General features: G+C 67.8%; 16 protein-coding genes and 5 tRNA genes. 18 read left to right on the top strand and 3 right to left on the bottom strand.

From position 1 onward, the window contains the following. Positions 1-33 precede the first annotated feature (33 nt). The 5 genes from Y705_RS0115960 to Y705_RS0115940 all read left to right on the top strand — a co-directional run bounded on the left by Y705_RS0115960 (position 34) and on the right by Y705_RS0115940 (position 562). Positions 34-105, top strand: a tRNA-Val gene (locus tag Y705_RS0115960). A 31-nt stretch (positions 106-136) separates the two neighbouring features. Beyond that, positions 137-210 (top strand) — tRNA-Gly (locus Y705_RS0115955). 73 nt (positions 211-283) lie between these two features. Continuing rightward, positions 284-357 (top strand) — tRNA-Cys (locus Y705_RS0115950). Positions 358-382: 25 nt separating this feature from the next. Beyond that, positions 383-454 (top strand) — tRNA-Val (locus tag Y705_RS0115945). A gap of 31 nt (positions 455-485) precedes the next feature. After that, positions 486-562 (top strand) — tRNA-Gly (locus Y705_RS0115940). Positions 563-620: 58 nt separating this feature from the next. On the opposite strand, the gene Y705_RS0115935 is transcribed toward Y705_RS0115940, so the two are convergent. Then, entirely contained in the window at positions 621-935 is a 315-nt protein-coding gene (locus tag Y705_RS0115935; protein WP_026533572.1) for a DMT family transporter, read from the bottom strand. A 262-nt stretch (positions 936-1,197) separates the two neighbouring features. On the opposite strand from Y705_RS0115935, the gene Y705_RS20730 reads away from it, so the two are divergent. After that, positions 1,198-1,482 carry an antitoxin gene (locus tag Y705_RS20730; RefSeq protein WP_049822895.1) on the top strand — a complete coding sequence of 95 codons (285 nt, stop codon included), beginning with the start codon at positions 1,198-1,200 and terminating at the stop codon, positions 1,480-1,482. 87 nt (positions 1,483-1,569) lie between these two features. Here Y705_RS20730 and zapE read toward each other — a convergent pair whose 3' ends face one another. Continuing rightward, positions 1,570-2,598 carry a cell division protein ZapE gene (zapE, locus tag Y705_RS0115925; RefSeq protein ID WP_026533571.1) on the bottom strand — a complete coding sequence of 343 codons (1,029 nt, stop codon included), beginning with the start codon at positions 2,596-2,598 and terminating at the stop codon, positions 1,570-1,572. Between the two features lie 228 nt (positions 2,599-2,826). On the opposite strand from zapE, the gene Y705_RS0115920 reads away from it, so the two are divergent. Together Y705_RS0115920 and Y705_RS0115915 are read left to right on the top strand one after the other, a co-directional pair. Further along, entirely contained in the window at positions 2,827-3,747 is a 921-nt protein-coding gene (locus Y705_RS0115920) for a sulfurtransferase (RefSeq protein WP_026533570.1), read from the top strand. Positions 3,748-3,749: 2 nt separating this feature from the next. After that, positions 3,750-4,193: a SufE family protein gene (locus Y705_RS0115915; RefSeq protein WP_026533569.1), complete on the top strand. Its 444-nt coding sequence runs from the start codon at positions 3,750-3,752 to the stop codon at positions 4,191-4,193. Positions 4,194-4,277: 84 nt separating this feature from the next. Here Y705_RS0115915 and Y705_RS0115910 read toward each other — a convergent pair whose 3' ends face one another. Continuing rightward, complete coding sequence (locus Y705_RS0115910) at positions 4,278-5,492, bottom strand: alpha/beta hydrolase family protein (RefSeq protein WP_444826199.1); 1,215 nt, start codon at positions 5,490-5,492, stop codon at positions 4,278-4,280. A gap of 104 nt (positions 5,493-5,596) precedes the next feature. On the opposite strand from Y705_RS0115910, the gene Y705_RS0115905 reads away from it, so the two are divergent. The 10 genes from Y705_RS0115905 to Y705_RS20715 all read left to right on the top strand — a co-directional run. Beyond that, the gene (locus tag Y705_RS0115905) at positions 5,597-6,082 is read left to right on the top strand and encodes a hypothetical protein (RefSeq protein ID WP_026533568.1); all 486 of its coding nucleotides are present in this window, start codon (positions 5,597-5,599) and stop codon (positions 6,080-6,082) included. A 14-nt stretch (positions 6,083-6,096) separates the two neighbouring features. After that, complete coding sequence (msrB, locus tag Y705_RS0115900) at positions 6,097-6,531, top strand: peptide-methionine (R)-S-oxide reductase MsrB (RefSeq protein WP_026533567.1); 435 nt, start codon at positions 6,097-6,099, stop codon at positions 6,529-6,531. 205 nt (positions 6,532-6,736) lie between these two features. Further along, positions 6,737-8,110 carry a DUF6421 family protein gene (locus tag Y705_RS0115895; protein ID WP_026533566.1) on the top strand — a complete coding sequence of 458 codons (1,374 nt, stop codon included), beginning with the start codon at positions 6,737-6,739 and terminating at the stop codon, positions 8,108-8,110. Then, a complete protein-coding gene (locus tag Y705_RS20725) occupies positions 8,107-8,913 on the top strand; it encodes an SDR family NAD(P)-dependent oxidoreductase (RefSeq protein ID WP_253908664.1) in 807 nt (268 codons plus the stop codon). The genes Y705_RS0115895 and Y705_RS20725 overlap by 4 nt, the downstream gene beginning before the upstream one ends. A 7-nt stretch (positions 8,914-8,920) precedes the next feature. Then, positions 8,921-9,991 (top strand): threonine aldolase family protein, encoded by a 1,071-nt coding sequence (locus Y705_RS0115885; RefSeq protein ID WP_026533565.1) that lies wholly within the window; start codon positions 8,921-8,923, stop codon positions 9,989-9,991. A 97-nt stretch (positions 9,992-10,088) separates the two neighbouring features. After that, the gene (locus tag Y705_RS0115880; RefSeq protein WP_049822897.1) at positions 10,089-10,733 is read left to right on the top strand and encodes a DUF3000 domain-containing protein; all 645 of its coding nucleotides are present in this window, start codon (positions 10,089-10,091) and stop codon (positions 10,731-10,733) included. 85 nt (positions 10,734-10,818) lie between these two features. Continuing rightward, complete coding sequence (locus Y705_RS20720) at positions 10,819-12,189, top strand: HRDC domain-containing protein (RefSeq protein ID WP_081738120.1); 1,371 nt, start codon at positions 10,819-10,821, stop codon at positions 12,187-12,189. A gap of 65 nt (positions 12,190-12,254) precedes the next feature. Then, positions 12,255-13,505 carry a thiolase family protein gene (locus tag Y705_RS0115870; protein ID WP_253908662.1) on the top strand — a complete coding sequence of 417 codons (1,251 nt, stop codon included), beginning with the start codon at positions 12,255-12,257 and terminating at the stop codon, positions 13,503-13,505. Continuing rightward, positions 13,502-15,625, top strand: coding sequence for a 3-hydroxyacyl-CoA dehydrogenase NAD-binding domain-containing protein (locus Y705_RS0115865; protein WP_026533562.1), 2,124 nt, complete (start codon positions 13,502-13,504; stop codon positions 15,623-15,625). Before Y705_RS0115870 ends, Y705_RS0115865 begins: the two co-directional genes overlap by 4 nt. A gap of 36 nt (positions 15,626-15,661) precedes the next feature. Further along, a partial coding sequence (locus tag Y705_RS20715) for an MFS transporter (protein ID WP_049822893.1) occupies positions 15,662-16,819 on the top strand: 1,158 nt, incomplete at its 3' end.

Genomic DNA, 16,819 nt, shown 5'->3' with positions numbered 1-16,819 from the left:
CACCTCCAGTACAGTACGAGTACCCATATCCATGGGCGATTGGCGCAGCGGTAGCGCGCTTCCCTGACACGGAAGAGGTCACTGGTTCGATCCCAGTATCGCCCACGAAAGCGTCCCTGTACGGGACGCTTTTTTTGCGGACGTAGCTCAGCTGGCTAGAGCACCACCTTGCCAAGGTGGATGTCGCGGGTTCGAATCCCGTCGTCCGCTCGCAAGTCACTGTACTGCCGGATTATTTCCAGAGTTAGACCAGAGTTATCCGGCGGCCGCTCGTTTGGGCCACGGTGGGGTGGCCGAGAGGCGAGGCAGCGGCCTGCAAAGCCGTCCACGCGGGTTCGAATCCCGTCCCCACCTCCAGTACAGTACGAGTACCCATATCCATGGGCGATTGGCGCAGCGGTAGCGCGCTTCCCTGACACGGAAGAGGTCACTGGTTCGATCCCAGTATCGCCCACGAAAGCGTCCCTGTACGGGACGCTTTTTTTGCGGACGTAGCTCAGCTGGCTAGAGCACCACCTTGCCAAGGTGGATGTCGCGGGTTCGAATCCCGTCGTCCGCTCCATCTCGTCCGCTCCATCTCGTCCCCTCCAGCCTCGCCCCCTCCACTGCGTGGCTGAACCTCATTCGATGATCTTCAATCCGATGACACAGCCCACGATGCCCAGCACCAGGGCCACCTTGAGGAGCGACGCCTGCTCCCCGCCGAATGCCATGGCGTAGGCAACAGTCAGTGAAGCCCCGATCCCCACCCACACGGCATAGGCAGTTCCCACGGGGGGCCTGCGCATGGCCCAGGCGAGCCCCGCCATGCTGGCGATGAGCGCCGCCCCGAAGACCAGGGTCGGCCCCGCTTTGGTGAAACCCTCGGACCTGCCGAGTGCCGTGGCCCACACCGCCTCAAGCACACCCGAGATGATGAGAACCAGCCACGCCATCTTCGTTTCCCTTCCGATTGCCGCCCAGTGTCCGCCCGACGTCGTCCCTGGGGCACCGCTGGATACCGCTGGATACCGTGTCCCGTTCGGCCGCTCGTCCCACCTTCGCATGAAGCTTCACCGGGTGGTCCAAGGTTCCTCGGCCACAGCGTTCCCGCCGTTATTTCCGGTAGCGAACAGCCAGCAAAAGGTCAGGAAAGTGGGCTACGATCGACAGCGAAGGGGACGGAATTCCGTTCCCACGGATGAAAGGAGGTGCCTGTTGTCTTTATTTGACGGGCTTAAAGGCAAAGCCGGTGGATTGAAGGAAAAGGCGACCGCGCTGGTTGGCTCGAACTCCGGAAAAGTGAAAAACGGCATCGGAAAGGCCGGCCACTTCGTCAATGGCCGCACCGGTGGCAAGTATTCCAAGCACATCACCGGAGTCCAGGCCAAGGCCTCCACGCTGGTGGACAACGTCGAGAAGACCCATAAGTCCAACGGGATCAATCGCGATGTCATCCGCGACGAAGGCACCGGAACCACGGGTCCTTCCACCCCGGCTTAGACGCCTGCAGCACGACAAAAGGAGCGCCGGTCCCGCCGTGAGGTGGAGCCGGCGCTTTTGCGTGTCGCTTTTGCGTGTGCCAGGTTGTCAGCCCGCGTTGCTCCCCTGGCGGGCCAGGGCGGTGAGACGGGACACCGCGCGGTAGTACTTCTTCATGTACCCGCCGTGCATCATCTCGTCCGTGAACAACCTGTCGAAGGTCGCTCCACTGGCCAGAATCGGCACGTCCCGATCATAGAGCCGGTCCGCCAGGACCACGAACCGCAGCGCCACCGCCTGCTCGGTGATGGTCTGCACGTCATGCCAGGCAACGGCGTCGATGCCCTCGAGGAGCTGCCGGTATCTGCTCGGGTGAACTCCGGCCAGGTGGTTGATGAGTTCGGCGAAGCCGTCCTCGGCCAGCGTGCCGCCGTCGAAGCCGCGAATGCGGTCGCGGAGCCCGGCCTCGGTCAGGGGCTGCGGCGCCTGCGGCAGTCCCCGGTGGCGGTAGTCCTCGCCGTCGATCCGCGAAACGTCGAACTGATCGGCGAGCACCTGGATCTCGCGCTGGAAGTCGACGGCAGCGAACCGTCCGTCGCCGAGCGAACCGGGGAGGGTGTTCGACGTCGCGGCGAGCTTGACGCCGGCGTCGGCGAGCTCGCGCATCAGCCGTGACATCAGCACCGTGTCGCCGGGGTCGTCGAGCTCGAATTCGTCGATGCAGACCAGTCGGTAGCCGCTGAGTGCGTCGACCGTCTTCCGGAAGGACAACGCCCCCACCAGGTTCGTGTATTCGACGAACGTACCGAAGGCCTTGGGGCCGGCGGATGCGTGCCACAGCGACGCCAGCAGGTGGGTCTTGCCGACGCCGAACCCGCCGTCGAGGTAGATGCCCGCCCGGGCCGGGGCCTTTTTGGCGCCGAAGAATTTTCGGAATCCCGAGGGCTCCGGCTCGTTCACCGAGACCGCGAAATCCCGGAGCGCCCTTACTGCCGCGGACTGCGAGGGCTGCTGCGGATCGGGCCGGTAGCTGTCGAAGGACACGTCTCCGAAACGCGGCGACGGGTAGAAACCGTCGAGGAGCTGGTCAACCGAGACCTTCGGCACCCGGTGCGTCAGGTGCTCTATGTTTGCCACAGGGTTTGCCACAGGCGTGGACCGCTTTCTCATGCCGGAAGGGTGGTGCGCTGCGCCCGGAGGCGCTCACGCTACGCAAGAATACGGCACTTCCGCGGCACCACCGGCTCCCGCGATGGAGCTTGCGCCCGGTACCGGCCTGGAGTGCCGGGGAAAGGCGGTCCGGAAGTATTCGGGCTCCCGCGTGGTTAGGCTAGAAGGAAACCAACCGCCAGGAGAAAGGTCGCCATGACCATCGGGAACGACCCCCAGGAAAAGTTCGCCGCCTATGCCCACCCCGAACGGCTTGTGTCGACTCAGTGGCTTGAGCAACACCTCGGAGCAGAGGGACTGGTGGTTTTGGAGTCCGACGAGGACGTCCTGCTCTACGAGACCGGCCACATCCCGGGAGCGTTGAAGATCGATTGGCACAGCGAGCTCAATGACGAGGTGACGCGGGACTACGTGGACGGCGCCGGCTTCGCAGCGCTGATGTCCGCCAAGGGAATCTCCCGCGGTACCACCGTGGTGATCTATGGCGACAAGAGCAACTGGTGGGCGGCGTATGCCCTCTGGGTGTTCGCTCTCTTCGGACACGAGGACGTGCGGCTGCTGGACGGCGGGCGGGACAAGTGGATCGCGGAGAACCGCGCCCTGACCACAGACCGTCCTGCGGTCTCCCCCGCCGACTACCCCGTCGTCGAACGCAATGACGCTCCGGTGCGCGCCTACCTGGGCGATGTCCTCGGCCACTTCGGCAATCCGCTGATCGATGTCCGCTCTCCCGACGAGTACACCGGCGTCCGCACCCACATGCCGGCCTACCCGGAGGAGGGCGCCATGCGCGGCGGGCACATTCCCACCGCCGCATCCGTCCCCTGGGGCCGCGCTGCGGCGGAGGACGGCACGTTCCGCCCGCGCGAAGAGCTCGACGCGATCTACCGGGACGAGGCCGGACTCCGGACAGGCGACGACGTCGTGGCCTACTGCCGCATCGGCGAGCGCTCGAGCCACACCTGGTTCGTCCTCGCGTACCTGCTGGGCTTCGACAAGGTCCGGAACTATGACGGTTCCTGGACCGAGTGGGGCAACGCGGTTCGCGTGCCGATCGTCAAGGGCACCGAGCGCGGCTCGGCTCCGGCTCGCGCGAACGCGGTGTCGGGCAGCTAGCCATGACCGACGAGACACTGCCTCGCCAGCTCGCCGAGATCGTGGACGACTTCCAGGACCTGACCGAACCGGACCGGCTCCAGCTGTTGCTCGACTTCTCGCGCGGGCTCCCGGAACTGCCGGCCCGACTCAAGGAGCACCCGGAACTCCTTGAGCAGGTGGTCGAGTGCCAGAGCCCGCTCTTCCTCTCCCTCGAGATCGGGGAGGCGCCCGAGCGGCCCGTGCACCTGTTCTTCTCCGCTCCCCCGGAAGCGCCGACCACGCGCGGCTTCGCGGGCGTCCTGCTCGAGGGGCTCGACGGTCTTCCCGCCGCCAAGATCCTCGCAGTGCCCGACGACGTCCCCGACCGGCTCGGCCTCACCCGTGCGATCACTCCCCTGCGAATGAGGGGAATGACGGCCATGCTGGGCAAGATCAAGCGGAAGATCCGGGAATCGGACGGATGATGCCCCGCACCGGCCGGGGAGCCTAGGCGGAACTTGCCGGGGGGATGCGTCCCCCCGGCATCGCCTTTTCGTACAGCAGTTCGTTCAGCCACCCCGTGACCGTCCGCTCCCAGCGCTCGGGAGCCACATTCCACTCCTTCGTGTGGCGGGGGNCGTGTGGCGGGCGCGGTGGAACCGCTCGAAGGTCACGAAGGCCCGGTTCCGCTCGGCGAGCTGCGCCGAGGCACCGACCGGGACGAACTCGTCGTCCTCGCTGTGCAGGATCAGGGTGGGGATGGTCAGCTGCTCCGCGCGGGCTATCCAGTCCATGCTCTTGAGGTCCAGCGGAGCTGCGAGGCCGGTGATCCGCTTCGCGGCGTCGTTGGCCAGGAGCCACTGACCGAGCCTTCCCACGGGGGCTGGGATCCTGTTGAGTTCGGCGTGGTGTGCCAGCACCTCGATCCAGTTGATGACCGGGCCGTTCAGCACCAGCGCGCTGATCCTGCGGCGGTGACGTGAGAGATCGGCTGTCTGGAGGGCGATCGCACCGCCCATCGACCATCCGAACAGCACCACCTGCCGCGCGCCATGCGACACCGCGTAGTCGATGGCCGCCTCGACGTCGCGCCATTCGGTCATTCCCAGGCCGTAGCGGCCGTCCGGAGCCGAGGGCGCTTCGCCGTCGTTCCGGTAGGAGATCACCAGGGTGGTCAGGCCGAGGTTACGCGCAGGATGCAGCGCCCGCAGCGTTTCCGAGCGGTTGGCACCCCTCCCGTGGATCAGGATCGCCCAGGTTTCGGAGGGAACCTCCGCGCGCACCAGCCATGCGGGTGCTCCGCCGCCGTCGACGGGGATCGTCACCTCCACGTCCGCGAGCCCGAGATCCGACGGCACGGCGTAGACGGCACCGCTCCACCACCCGCGGGTCGCGGCGGCGAGGTCTCCTGAATAGACCTTCTCGACGTCGCGCTGCACAGTGCCCTCCCGGGGGACGTAGGAGCGGATGGCGCCGATCCGCGCGTGGCCCGATCCGCGTCCGAAGTAGAGGCTGTAGGTTCCCTCGACGGTGGTGTCGTCGTTCGCCGGAAGGATGACCTGCTGCCCGGTGCCCGTGTTGACGACGGCCAGGATGTCGAGGTTCTCCTCCCGGTACCGAGCCGGAGTCACGATCTGGCGGGCGAAGTGCGCGGCGAGGCCGGAGGCGGCTCCCGCAGCCGACGACGTGAGGACGGCTCCGATCCCGACGCCGAGCGCGGTCCACTTGATCCACGGAGAGGTGGTGGGGTCCGCTGCCGCGGGCCCTGCTTGCTTCGGTGACATACCCACATTCTTACCCGCAGCGAGTGGGAGCGTCGATTCGGGCCCGGAGGCCACTCCCCGGGGCGGGGCTGATTCGCGGACGATACCCGGCTAATGTTCTGTGAATGAGCCAGACAATCGTGGTACTGACCGAGGAAGCACTCACCGACGCCGACGCGCTCAACCTGCAGAAGCTGCAGGGCGACGACGCCGCGGAGTTCCTGCTTCTGGTTCCCGAGGACCGCAACACTTCGGTGGTGGGTGAATTCCTCCACCACCTGAGCATGCTGGAGCTTGCCGAGGCCTTCCGCGGCCTGTCGAAGGACGAGACCCAGAAGGACGCGCCGGCTCCTGCCACCGCGCTCCAGATCTCGCTGGAGACGGCGATGCGGCACGGGCTTGCCGCACACGGGAGGACAGTTGCCGGAAACGCGGTGAAAGCCCTCGTGGCAGCTGCAGGAGAGACCGACGCGTCCCAGGCGGTCGTGATCACCCGGCCGCATGCCGTTGCCGACACGTTCCATCGGGACTGGGCGAACCAGGCCCAGGACCAGCTGGGCATCGCTGTGCTCCACCTATACTCCGGCTCGGGATTTATTGGCGACTCGTAGGCGTTGACCCGAATATGACTATCGCGAAGAATTCCCACCAGCCCGAGGTTTCCAAGAGCGACGACGAGTGGCGGCAGGAACTGACGCCCCAGGAATTCCAGGTGCTCCGGAAAGCCGGCACCGAGCGTCCCTACACGGGTGAGTACTACGACTCGCACACCGAGGGTGTCTACCAGTGCCGCGCCTGCGCGCAGGACCTGTTCACCAGCAATGAGAAGTTCGACTCCTCCTGCGGGTGGCCGTCCTTCTGGGCGCCGCTCGCCGAGGACAGGGTGCGCTACCTCCACGACCGTTCGCTCGGCATGGAACGCATCGAGGTCCGCTGCGGCCGGTGCGACTCCCACCTCGGACACCTGTTCAAGGGTGAGGGATTCCAGACTCCGGTGGACCAGCGGTTCTGCATCAACTCGATCTCGATGAAGCTCGCTCCCTCGAACGGCGCGGAGTAGCCGCGAAGACCGCTCGCCTACGCCTTCCGGCAGCGGGCGCAGGCGCAGTCCCGCTGGTGCTTTCGACAGGACGTACCTCGTCGAGAAAAAGCGTTTCTTATGCTGGAGTACTTCCAGCGTAAGGAACGCTTTTTTATTGCTACGCTCGTGCCAACCCCAGATGAATGCCCGGAAGTATCCCGGGCCGGCACCGAAAGCAGGCGACATGACCGCGACACCAGTGGCACCAGCAGCCCCCGGCACAACAGCTCCGCAGCTCCATCCGGCATGGTCAGCGCTCAAGGCGGCAGCCACCGAACTGCAGGACCTGCAGGTCAAGGACGGTTCCATTCCCGAGCCTGGGAACCACGCCCGTGCGTCAGCACTGACGGAAGTCCTCACCGGGTCGGTGCGGGAACTGCTGCCGCTGTTTCCCCATGACGCAACCTATCTGGAGCTGGTGATCACGGATTTCCAGGCCTGGGAGACCGCGGGCTTCGGGGTTCCCGACTTCCTCGACTCGCTGCTGGCATTCCAGCCGCAGCAGAGCCGCATCGACGGTCTGCAACACCTGGTCCTGTTTCCCATGTATACCCAGAACGGCAGCTCGAGCCGCCTGGTGGAGGCCGTGCTGATCGAGGTGCTCTGGCCCGAATTCATCGCCGAACTCGAGGCCGGCGACTACTCGAACGGCCTCTTCGTGCCCATCCGCTTCCTCGATTTCACTTCCGGGTACAACACCAACTCGGCGGTCCTCTTTCCCGAAACCGTGGCCGTACGGGAGACCCCCACCTTCACCTGGGGTGCCATCTTCGCCGACCGCGAAGCTGCCCGCTTCCGTCGTGTGGTGCGGGCGGCCGCCGAGATCACCCGCCTCGACCTGCCGGAGGAGGCCCTCGAGCTGCTCGATGACCAAGAACTCACCGAGGAGGCCTTCGTGATGTGGGACCTGATCCACGACCGCACCCATATGCGGGGTGACCTGCCCTTCGATCCCTTCATGATCAAGCAGCGCATGCCCTTCTTCCTCTACTCACTCGAGGAACTGCGGTGCGACCTCACCGCCTTCCGCGAATCGGTGAAAATCGCCCGGGACGACGACGCCTCCCCCGAGGCGCGCAGACACGCCAGGCTCGTCCAGTACGCCGTCATCTTCGACCGCATCTTCCGCTTCTCCATCACGGGCACCCGCGTGCGCAACTACGACGGCCTGGGCGGGCAGCTGTTGTTCGCGTGGATGCATCAGCACCGCGTCCTCCACTGGACCGACACCAAACTGACGATCGACTGGGACGAGGCCGCCGACGTCGTCGTGGCCCTCGGCGAGGAGATCGAGCAGCTGTACTGGCGCTCCATCGACCGTCCCAAGACGGCACACTGGCTCGCCGCGTACCAGCTGGTATCGGGAACCGTCACCCCGCATCCCGCGTCGCTCTGGGCGAAGGGGCCCGACGCACTCGAGCTGGCCGGGCCGCCGCGCGGGCTGACCGACGCCGTGCTCGACGACGAGTTCCCCCTCTCGATGTTCTTCGAGGCACTCGAGCGCAAGATGAAACCCGTCATCGAATCGACGGCCGGCATCACCGGAGCTGCCGGGTGAACGGCGACGCAGGAAGCAGCAAGGACGGAACGCCCGGAGATCCCGGCGAATTCCTGTCCGGCAGGAGCGTGGTCGTGGCGGGTGCCACGAGCGCGGCGGGCGTCGCGGTCGCCCACCGCCTCGCTGTCGCCGGGGCCCGGGTGATCGGCGTCGGTTCCGATGCCGGGCGGCTCGATGCCGCGCTGGGCGGTGTTCCCGGCATTGAGCTGCGCGTCTGCGACCTCACCGACGCCGCGGCGGTCCGATCCCTGGCCGCGCAGCTCGCCGAGGAGTACGACGGCGGCGTCTCGGCCCTGGTGCACCTCGTAGGCGGCTGGCGCGGCGGGCAGGGAATCGCCACGCAGACCGACGAGGACCTCGCGTTCCTCTCCTCCTCCGTGTTCGGCACGCTCTTCAACACCAGCCGGGCGTTCTATGACCAGCTAGCCGCGAGCAACGGGAGCCTGGTGGCGGTGTCGGCGACCGCCGTCGAGCAACCCACGGCGTCTAATGCGTCCTACGCGGCCGTCAAGGCAGCCGTCGAGGCCTGGCTGCGGGCGGTCGCGGACGGGTTCGCGAAGGACGGTACATCGGCCGCGTCCACGGCGCTGGTGGTCAAGGCCCTCGTGGACGAAAAAATGCGCCGAACACAGCCGGAGCGGAAATTCCCGGGCTTCACCCCGGTGGAGCAACTTGCGGACGCCGTGGCCGCCCTGATGTCGGCTCCGGCAGAGGCTGTGAACGGGAGGCGCTTCTCCCCCGCCCAGCTCCTTGCACCGGCAGGCCCGGAGGCGGGGCGGGACGTGGGGCCGGCTGGTGGATAATGGCACGGTGACTGAAACTCTCTCGACCCTCCAGCCGCTCCACGACGCCTCGGTCCGCGGATTCGCGTCCGACAACTATGCGGGCGTCCACCCCGAGGTCCTCGCCGCGCTCGCGGCGGCCAACGGCGGACACCAGGGCGCCTACGGCGACGACGTCTACACCCGGCACCTCCAGCAGGTCATGGAGACCCACTTCGGCCAAGGCATCTCCGTGTTCCCCGTTTTCAACGGCACCGGAGCCAACGTCCTGTCGCTGCAGTCGATCCTGCCCCGCTGGGGCGCCGTCGTCTGCCCGCAGACCGCCCACATCAATGTGGACGAGAACGCTGCGCCCGAGCGTGTGGGAGGCATCAAGCTCCTGCCGGTTCCCACCCCGGACGGGAAGCTCACCCCCGAGCTCATCGACCGCGAGGCCTGGGGCTGGGGCGACCCGCACCGTGCGCAGCCGCTCGCCGTGTCCATCACGCAGACCACCGAGCTCGGCACGCTGTATTCGGTCGCGGAGATCCGGGCGATCGCCGACCACTGCCATGCACGCGGGATGCACCTCCACATGGACGGCGCCCGCCTGGCCAACGCCGCAGCGGCCCTCGGCGTCCCGCTGCGGGCGTTCACGCGCGACGCCGGCGTCGACATCCTGTCCTTCGGCGGCACCAAGAACGGGCTCATCTTCGGTGAGTGCGTGGTGGTGCTCAACGAGCAGGCGTCGACGGGCCTGGACTACCTGAGGAAGATGAACATGCAGCTCGCCTCCAAGATGCGGTTCGTCTCGGCCCAGCTCATCGCGCTGCTCGAGGGCGACCTGTGGCTTCGGTCGGCGTTCCACGCCAATGCCATGGCGGCGCGGCTCACCGAAGCGGTGCGGGGAATCGACGGCGTCCAGCTCACGCAGGAGACCCGGGCCAACGCGGTCTTCGCCATCCTGCCTCCCGGGGCTGCCGACCGCATCCGGAAGCACTTCCGGTTCTACGACTGGGACCAGCAGACACGCGAAGTGCGCTGGATGTGTTCCTTCGACACCACCGAGGACGACGTGGACGCCTTCGCCGCCGCGATCCGGCGCGAGCTGGGGACGTAGCGGCAGCAGGAAAGCACCCGGCCCGCATCCGGGACTCTCCGGCGCGTCGCTGTGCCGTTCTGTCCGCCGCAGGGCATAGCCTGCGGTAGTGAGCGCAATCGGCGGCCTGCAAGAGGTCCCCCAGGAATTCCTGAGTGCCCTGTCCGGACTCCGGGAGGCCACCTGCCGCAATGAGCTGCGCCTCGAGGAGCTCCCCGCGCCGTCGCGCCTGGCACCCTTCGCCGTCGCCCTTGGCGCGGAGGTCTTCCCTCCGCTGTATTCCGTACCGCAGCACGCGGCACCCGCAGCGTTCGGTCATGGCCCTGCCCGGCTCGGCCCCGTCTCCCGGGACCCCGAGGAACTCGCTACGGGACGCTTCATCCTCCTTCATGACCCCCGGGCCCCGGAAGTGTGGAACGGGACGTTCCGCGTGGTGACCTACATCCGTGCGCAGCTCGACGCGGACATGGGCAATGACGCCCTGCTGGGCTCCGTCGCCTGGACGTGGCTCGTCGAAGCCCTGGAGAACCACGGTGCACGTCACCACAGCGAGGGCGGTACTGCGACGCGGATCCTCTCGGAAAGCTATGGCACCCTCGAGGAACGGGGCGACACCATCGACATCGAGCTCCGCGCCTCCTGGACGCCCGCCGGCTGGGACGTGCGAAGCCACCTGGAGGCGTGGTCGGACATGGTCTGCACCTTCGCGGGGATCCCGCCCCTGCCCGAAGGCGTCCACCCGCTGCCGCACCGGCGGAGCTAGTGCCCGCCCGCGACGGTCGAGCGCCCATCAGCCCCGGCAGCAGCAGCGCGAGCGTCAATGGCCGCGGGGATAGACTGAAATCACCATGAGTTCCCAGACTTCCGAGCAGGCGGGCAACACCCCCGCTCCCACAACACTCCCACCGTCAATCACACCGTCGCCGTCGAACGAGTCCCCCGAGAGCAGCCCTCCGCCGCTTGCCGTACTGACCGACCCGCGCGACGGCGTACCCCTCGTCATCGATACACTCCCCGGCCTGAAGCGGGCGGCGGCGGCCCTCGCTGCCGGGACCGGTCCTGCGGGGGTGGACGCCGAACGGGCATCGGGATTCCGCTACGGACAACGGGCCTTCCTCGTGCAGATCCGCCGGGAGGGAGCAGGGACCTGGCTCATCGATCCCGAGCCCTTCCGTGACCTGAAGATCCTCGATGACGCCCTTGAGGGAGTCGAGTGGATCCTGCACGCGGCCAGCCAGGATCTGCCGTGCCTCTCGGAACTGGGCATGTGGCCGGACAGGCTGTTCGACACCGAGCTCGCCGCCCGGCTGGCAGGACTGCCGCGCGTGGGTCTCGCCGCCGTCATCGAATCGCAGCTCGGCTTCTCGCTGGCGAAGGAACACTCGGCGGCCGACTGGTCCAAGCGCCCACTGCCCGAGCCGTGGCTGCGCTACGCGGCCCTCGACGTGGAGGTCCTCACCGAACTGCGGGACAAGCTGGTCGAGCTCCTCACCGAAAGCGGCAAGCTCGCCCTCGCGGAAGAGGAATTCGAGCACATCCGTACGTCCCCCCTGGCAGAACCGAAAACCGATCCGTGGCGCCGTACCTCGGGGCTCCACCAACTGCGGGACCGGCGCCAGCTCGAGGCAGTGCGCCAGATGTGGCTCGAGCGTGAGGAGCTTGCACAACGCCGCGACGTCGCCCCAGGACGCCTGATCCCGGATTCGGCCATCGTAGCCGCGGCGAGGGCGATGCCGTCGACCGTCCCGCAACTGCTCTCAACCAAAGGTTTCAACGGCCGTGCCGCGCAGAAGGAAGCACCCCGGTGGATCAGGAGCATCAACGACGCGCGGAAAGCCACCGACCTGCCGCCCCTGCATGTTCCCAGCAACGCGCCTCCACCGCCGCGCATCTGGGCGGAGAAGGACCCGGAGGCCGCTGCTCGGCTCCTCACGGCTCTGCCCCGCGTGGCCGCCCAGGCGGAGAAACTCGACCTGCCGCTGGAGAATCTCCTGACCCCTGATTTCCTCCGGCGGATCGCCTGGCGCCCGCCCGCGGACATCACCCTCGAAACGGTCAGCACGGTGCTCGCAGCACTGGGAGCCCGGCAATGGCAGATCGAGCAGGTCGCGGCGATCATCACTGTGGCCTTCCTCGATCCTGATCCCCTCCCCGTCAAGACCGCCGGCGGGGGATCCGGCAGGGAGAACGCCGTCCGGCTCGATGCCTCCGCCGGCTGACTTGCCACCCTAAGTTACTGGTCAGTAACCTAGTCGCGGACCAACATCTCAAAGAGGAGCAACAGGTGAGCGTAGAAATCCAGACCACCCCTGCGCGCAGCGCATCGCGCCGCGTTCGGGACGTCGTCTTCGTCGACGGGGTACGCACCCCCTTCGGCAAGGCGGGAAGCAAGGGAATCTACGCCGGAACACGCGCCGATGACCTCGTGGTGAAGTGCATCCGCGACCTGATGCGGCGCAACCCCTCGCTCCCGCCGGAGCGCATCGACGACGTCGCCATCGCCGCGACCACCCAGACCGGCGATCAGGGCCTGACGATCGGGCGGACAGCCGCGCTGCTCGCAGGGCTGCCGCGGAGCGTGCCCGGATTCGCGATCGACCGCATGTGCGCCGGTGCCCTGACGGCCGTGACCACCACGGCCTCCGGCATCGCCTTCGGCGCCTACGACGTCGTCATCGCCGGCGGCGTGGAGCACATGGGCAACCACCCGATGGGCGCCGGAACCGATCCCAACCCCCGGTTCCTGTCCGAGCGCCTCGTGGACCCGGCCGCCCTCAACATGGGGAACACCGCGGAGAATCTCCACGACCGCTTCCCCTCGATCACCAGGGAGCGCACCGATGCCTACGCGGCCCGGAGCCAGGCGAAGTTCGCGGCAGCGCTCGAGGCGGGGCACATCCAGCCCGACCTCGTGCCCGTTGCGGGCAGGAAGGCCGGCGCCGGCTGGAGCCTCAACACCACTGACGAGCCGCCACGCCCCGGCACCACCGTCGAGGATCTCGCACAGCTCCGTACGCCGTTCCGACCGCACGGCCGGGTGACCGCCGGCAACGCGGCAGGCCTGAATGACGGTGCGACGGCGGCACTGCTCGCCTCCGCCGACGCAGCCGCCGAACTCGGCCTTCCCGTCCGCATGCGCCTCGTGGCCTACGCCTTCGCAGGCGTCGAGCCCGAGGTCATGGGGATCGGCCCGGTCCCGGCAACCGAGAAGGCGCTGCGCCAGGCAGGGCTCGACATTTCCGATATCGGGCTGTTCGAGATCAACGAGGCCTTCGCTGTGCAGGTGCTGACCTTCCTCGATCACTTCGGCATCGACGACGAGGACCCCCGGGTCAATCAGTACGGCGGCGCCATCGCCGTGGGGCATCCCCTCGCCTCCTCCGGTGTCCGCCTCATGAACCAGCTCGCCCGCCAGTTCGAGAAGGATCCGGCCGTGCGCTACGGAATGACGACCATGTGCATCGGCCTCGGCATGGGCGCCACCGTCATCTGGGAGAATCCCCACCACGCCGACTACGGACAGGACGCCGCATGAGCTTCGACCGCTATGAGGAACTCGCCGCACTGGTTCCCACCGAGATCGTCACCCACTCCTACGTCCAGGACATCGACCTCCCCTTCGGGGCGGGCGTGCTGGCGCTGATCACCCTCGACAACGGCCTCGATCACTCGAAGCCCACCACTCTTGGTCCGAATACGCTGATCGAATACGGCCGCACCCTTGAAGGCCTCAGGGAGCGCGCCGGACGCGGGGAGATCCAGGCCGTCGCCGTGACGGGCAAGCCGTACTTCCTGGTGGCCGGCGCCGACCTCTCCACGGTGAAATCGCTGAAGTCCGAGCAGTACGGGCTCCTGATGGCCGAGCTCGGACATGAGGCCTACGACCTCTTCGGAAGCCTGGGCGTTCCGAGCTTCGCCTTCATCAACGGTGTCGCCCTGGGCGGCGGGCTGGAGATCGCCCTCGCCGCGGATTACCGCACGGTTTCCAGCGGCGCCAACGGCATCGGGCTCCCGGAAGCCTTCATCGGTCTTGTTCCCGGCTGGGGCGGCGTCTATCGGTTGCCCCGCCTGATCGGGCCCGCCTCAGCGCTGAAGGTCATGATCGAGAATCCGCTGAGCAACAACCGGATGCTGGGTGGCGCGGCGGCGTTCGAACTCGGCATCGCCGATGCACTCTTCGAGCCTGCCGACTTCCTGGAGCAGTCGCTCCTGTGGGCGGCGCGGATCGTCTCCGGGGACACCGCTGTCAGCCAGGCGCAGAAGGAACGGCGCTCACGCTTGGGAGCCTACGACGACGCCGCCTGGGCCGCCGCCGTCGCCGCCGGCCGGGCCTTCGTCGAACGAAAGACCGGCAACGCCGCCCCGGCGCCGTCGAGGGTCCTCGACCTCTTCGAGGCCGGGAAGAACTACTCCAGGGAGGATTCGGCCCGGGCCGAGTGCACGGCGCTCAGCGACCTGATGCAGACCCCCGAGTTCCACTCGACGGTGTACGCGTTCCTCGACCTCGTGCAGAAGCGCACCAAGCGGCCCGCCGGGGCACCCGACCGGAAACTGGCCCGGCCCGTGACGAAGGTGGGCATCGTGGGAGCCGGCCTGATGGCCGGCCAGCTCGCGCTGCTGTTCGCCCGCAACCTCAAGGTCCCCGTGGTACTCACGGACATCGACCAGGCCCGCGTGGACAAGGGCGTGGCCTACGTGCACGCCGAAGTGGACAAGCTGCTGGGCAGGAAGCGGCTGTCCCAGGACGCCGCCAACCGCACCAGGGCGCTGGTCTCCGGCTCCGTGTCGAAGGACGTTTTCGCGGATGCCGACTTCGTCATCGAGGCCGTCTTCGAGGAGCTGTCCGTCAAGAAGCAGGTCTTCGCCGAGGTGGAGGCCGTGGTGACTCCGGAATGCATCCTGGCCACCAATACGTCCTCGCTGTCGGTGGCGGAGATGGCGGCCGACCTCCAGCACCCCGAGCGCGTGGTGGGCTTCCACTTCTTCAACCCGGTGGCGGCCATGCCGCTGCTCGAGATCGTCCGGGCGCCCAGGACCGACGACGCCGTCCTCGCGACCGCTTTCGCCCTCGCGAAGGAGCTCAGGAAGAATGCCGTCCTGGTCCAGGACGCGCCGGCGTTCGTGGTGAACCGGATCCTCGGCCGCATGTTCGGCGAGATCACCAGGGTCTTCGACGAGGGTACCGATGCCGAGACCGCCGACAACGCGCTGCGTCCCATGGGACTTCCCATGACCCCCTTCCGGCTCCTCGCGCTGGTCGGCCTCCCCGTCGGGCAGCACGTCCAGGAGTCGTTGCGCGCCGCGTTCGGGAACCGCTTCCACGTCTCGGCCAACCAGCAGAAGCTGATCGATGCCGGGGTCAAGGGCCTGTGGGAGAAGCACGACGACGGCACCTCGACGGTTCCGGGATCGACCCTTGCGCTCCTTGAACGCGGCGATTCGCCATCCTCCGGTGCCGAAGTGCTGCGACGGACGCAGGATGCCCTGGCCGACGAGATCGGCCGGATGCTCGACGACGGGGTTGTCGCGGCTCCCGAGGACATCGACCTCTGCATGATTCTGGGTGCCGGCTGGCCGATGCACCTCGGCGGAATCACGCCGTATCTGGACCGCACGGGCGCCTCGGAACGGGTCAACGGCAGGACGTTCCACTAGGGGGCCGCGGAACCCGTCAGGCAGGGCCCGCGAGTGATGCATCCCCGCCGGGTGGGAGCGCAGGGTGGGCGGGCACCGTGGCGCTGGCCTGCGCTGGTGATGTTCACCGTCGGCTACGGGGCGAACCAGTTCGTTCCGCTGCTGGCGGTCTACCGCCGGACGCTGGATCTCTCCGATGCCGAGGCGATCGCGGTCTTCGTCGTCTATGCCGTCGGCCTGATCCCCGGGTTGCTCGTGGGCGGCAGGGTCAGCGACCGGCACGGACGCCGTCGTCTTCTGCTGGTCTTCGCCGCCCTGTCCCTGCTGGCCACCGGCGTCCTCATCACCGGGCAGTGGGGTGTCGGCGGGCTGTACGCAGGGCGTTTCCTGAGCGGAATCGTGTCCGGAGCCGCCTTCAGCATCGGCACGGCCTGGGTGAAGGAGCTCTCCGAAGGCACTGCTCCGGGAACCGGTGCCCGGCGTGCGGCACTGGCCCTGACGGCCGGGTTCGGGATCGGCCCCCTGGTTGCCGGGCCCCTGGCCCAGTGGGCACCCGCGCCGCAGGTCCTGCCCTACCTCCTGCACCTCGGGATCGCCGGGGTGGCCTTCCTCCTGCTGTTCCGTGCACCCGAGACCCGGTTCCGCGACTCGGCTCCAGCACACCGGCCGCGAGTCCTCCCGGCGGCAGCGCGCACCCCGGCGTTCCGGACCATCATCGTACCGATGGCACCGTGGGTCTTCGGGAGTGTCTCACTGGTGTTCACCACGCTGGCGGAGCACGCCGTGCCACGCGACACCCCACTGGCAGTGGCTTTTTCCGGACTGCTCGCAGCTGTCGCACTGGCCGCCGGTGCCGCCATCCAGCCGCTGGGCCGACGGATGGCCACCGCGGTGAAGCGGCCCGGCAGCGCAGCAGCCCTCGGCCTGGCCGTCGTGGCCGCCGGCTGCGCCGCTGGCGCCGTCGCTACCGCACGGCCTTCGCTCGGAAGCGCCGCCGCTGCGGCTCTGCTGCTCGGAGCCGGCTACGGACTCTGCCTGATCGTCGGCCTTGCCGAAGTCGAGGAACTCGCTTCGCCCGAGGAACTCGGTGCCACGGTCGCGCTGTACTACAGCCTTGCGTATGCGGGCCTCGCCGTGCCCTATCTCCTCGCCCTCGCGGCTCCTTCGACCGGCTACCCCGTCGTCTTGCTGGCAGCGGCGGGAGCCGCACTCCTG

Origin of the sequence: Arthrobacter sp. H41, assembly GCF_000520535.1 — a bacterium.
In the GTDB taxonomy this organism is placed as follows: Bacteria; Actinomycetota; Actinomycetes; order Actinomycetales; family Micrococcaceae; genus Arthrobacter_D.
Note: the sequence above shows the minus strand (reverse complement) of the source record. Positions and strands in the feature narration are given on the sequence as shown.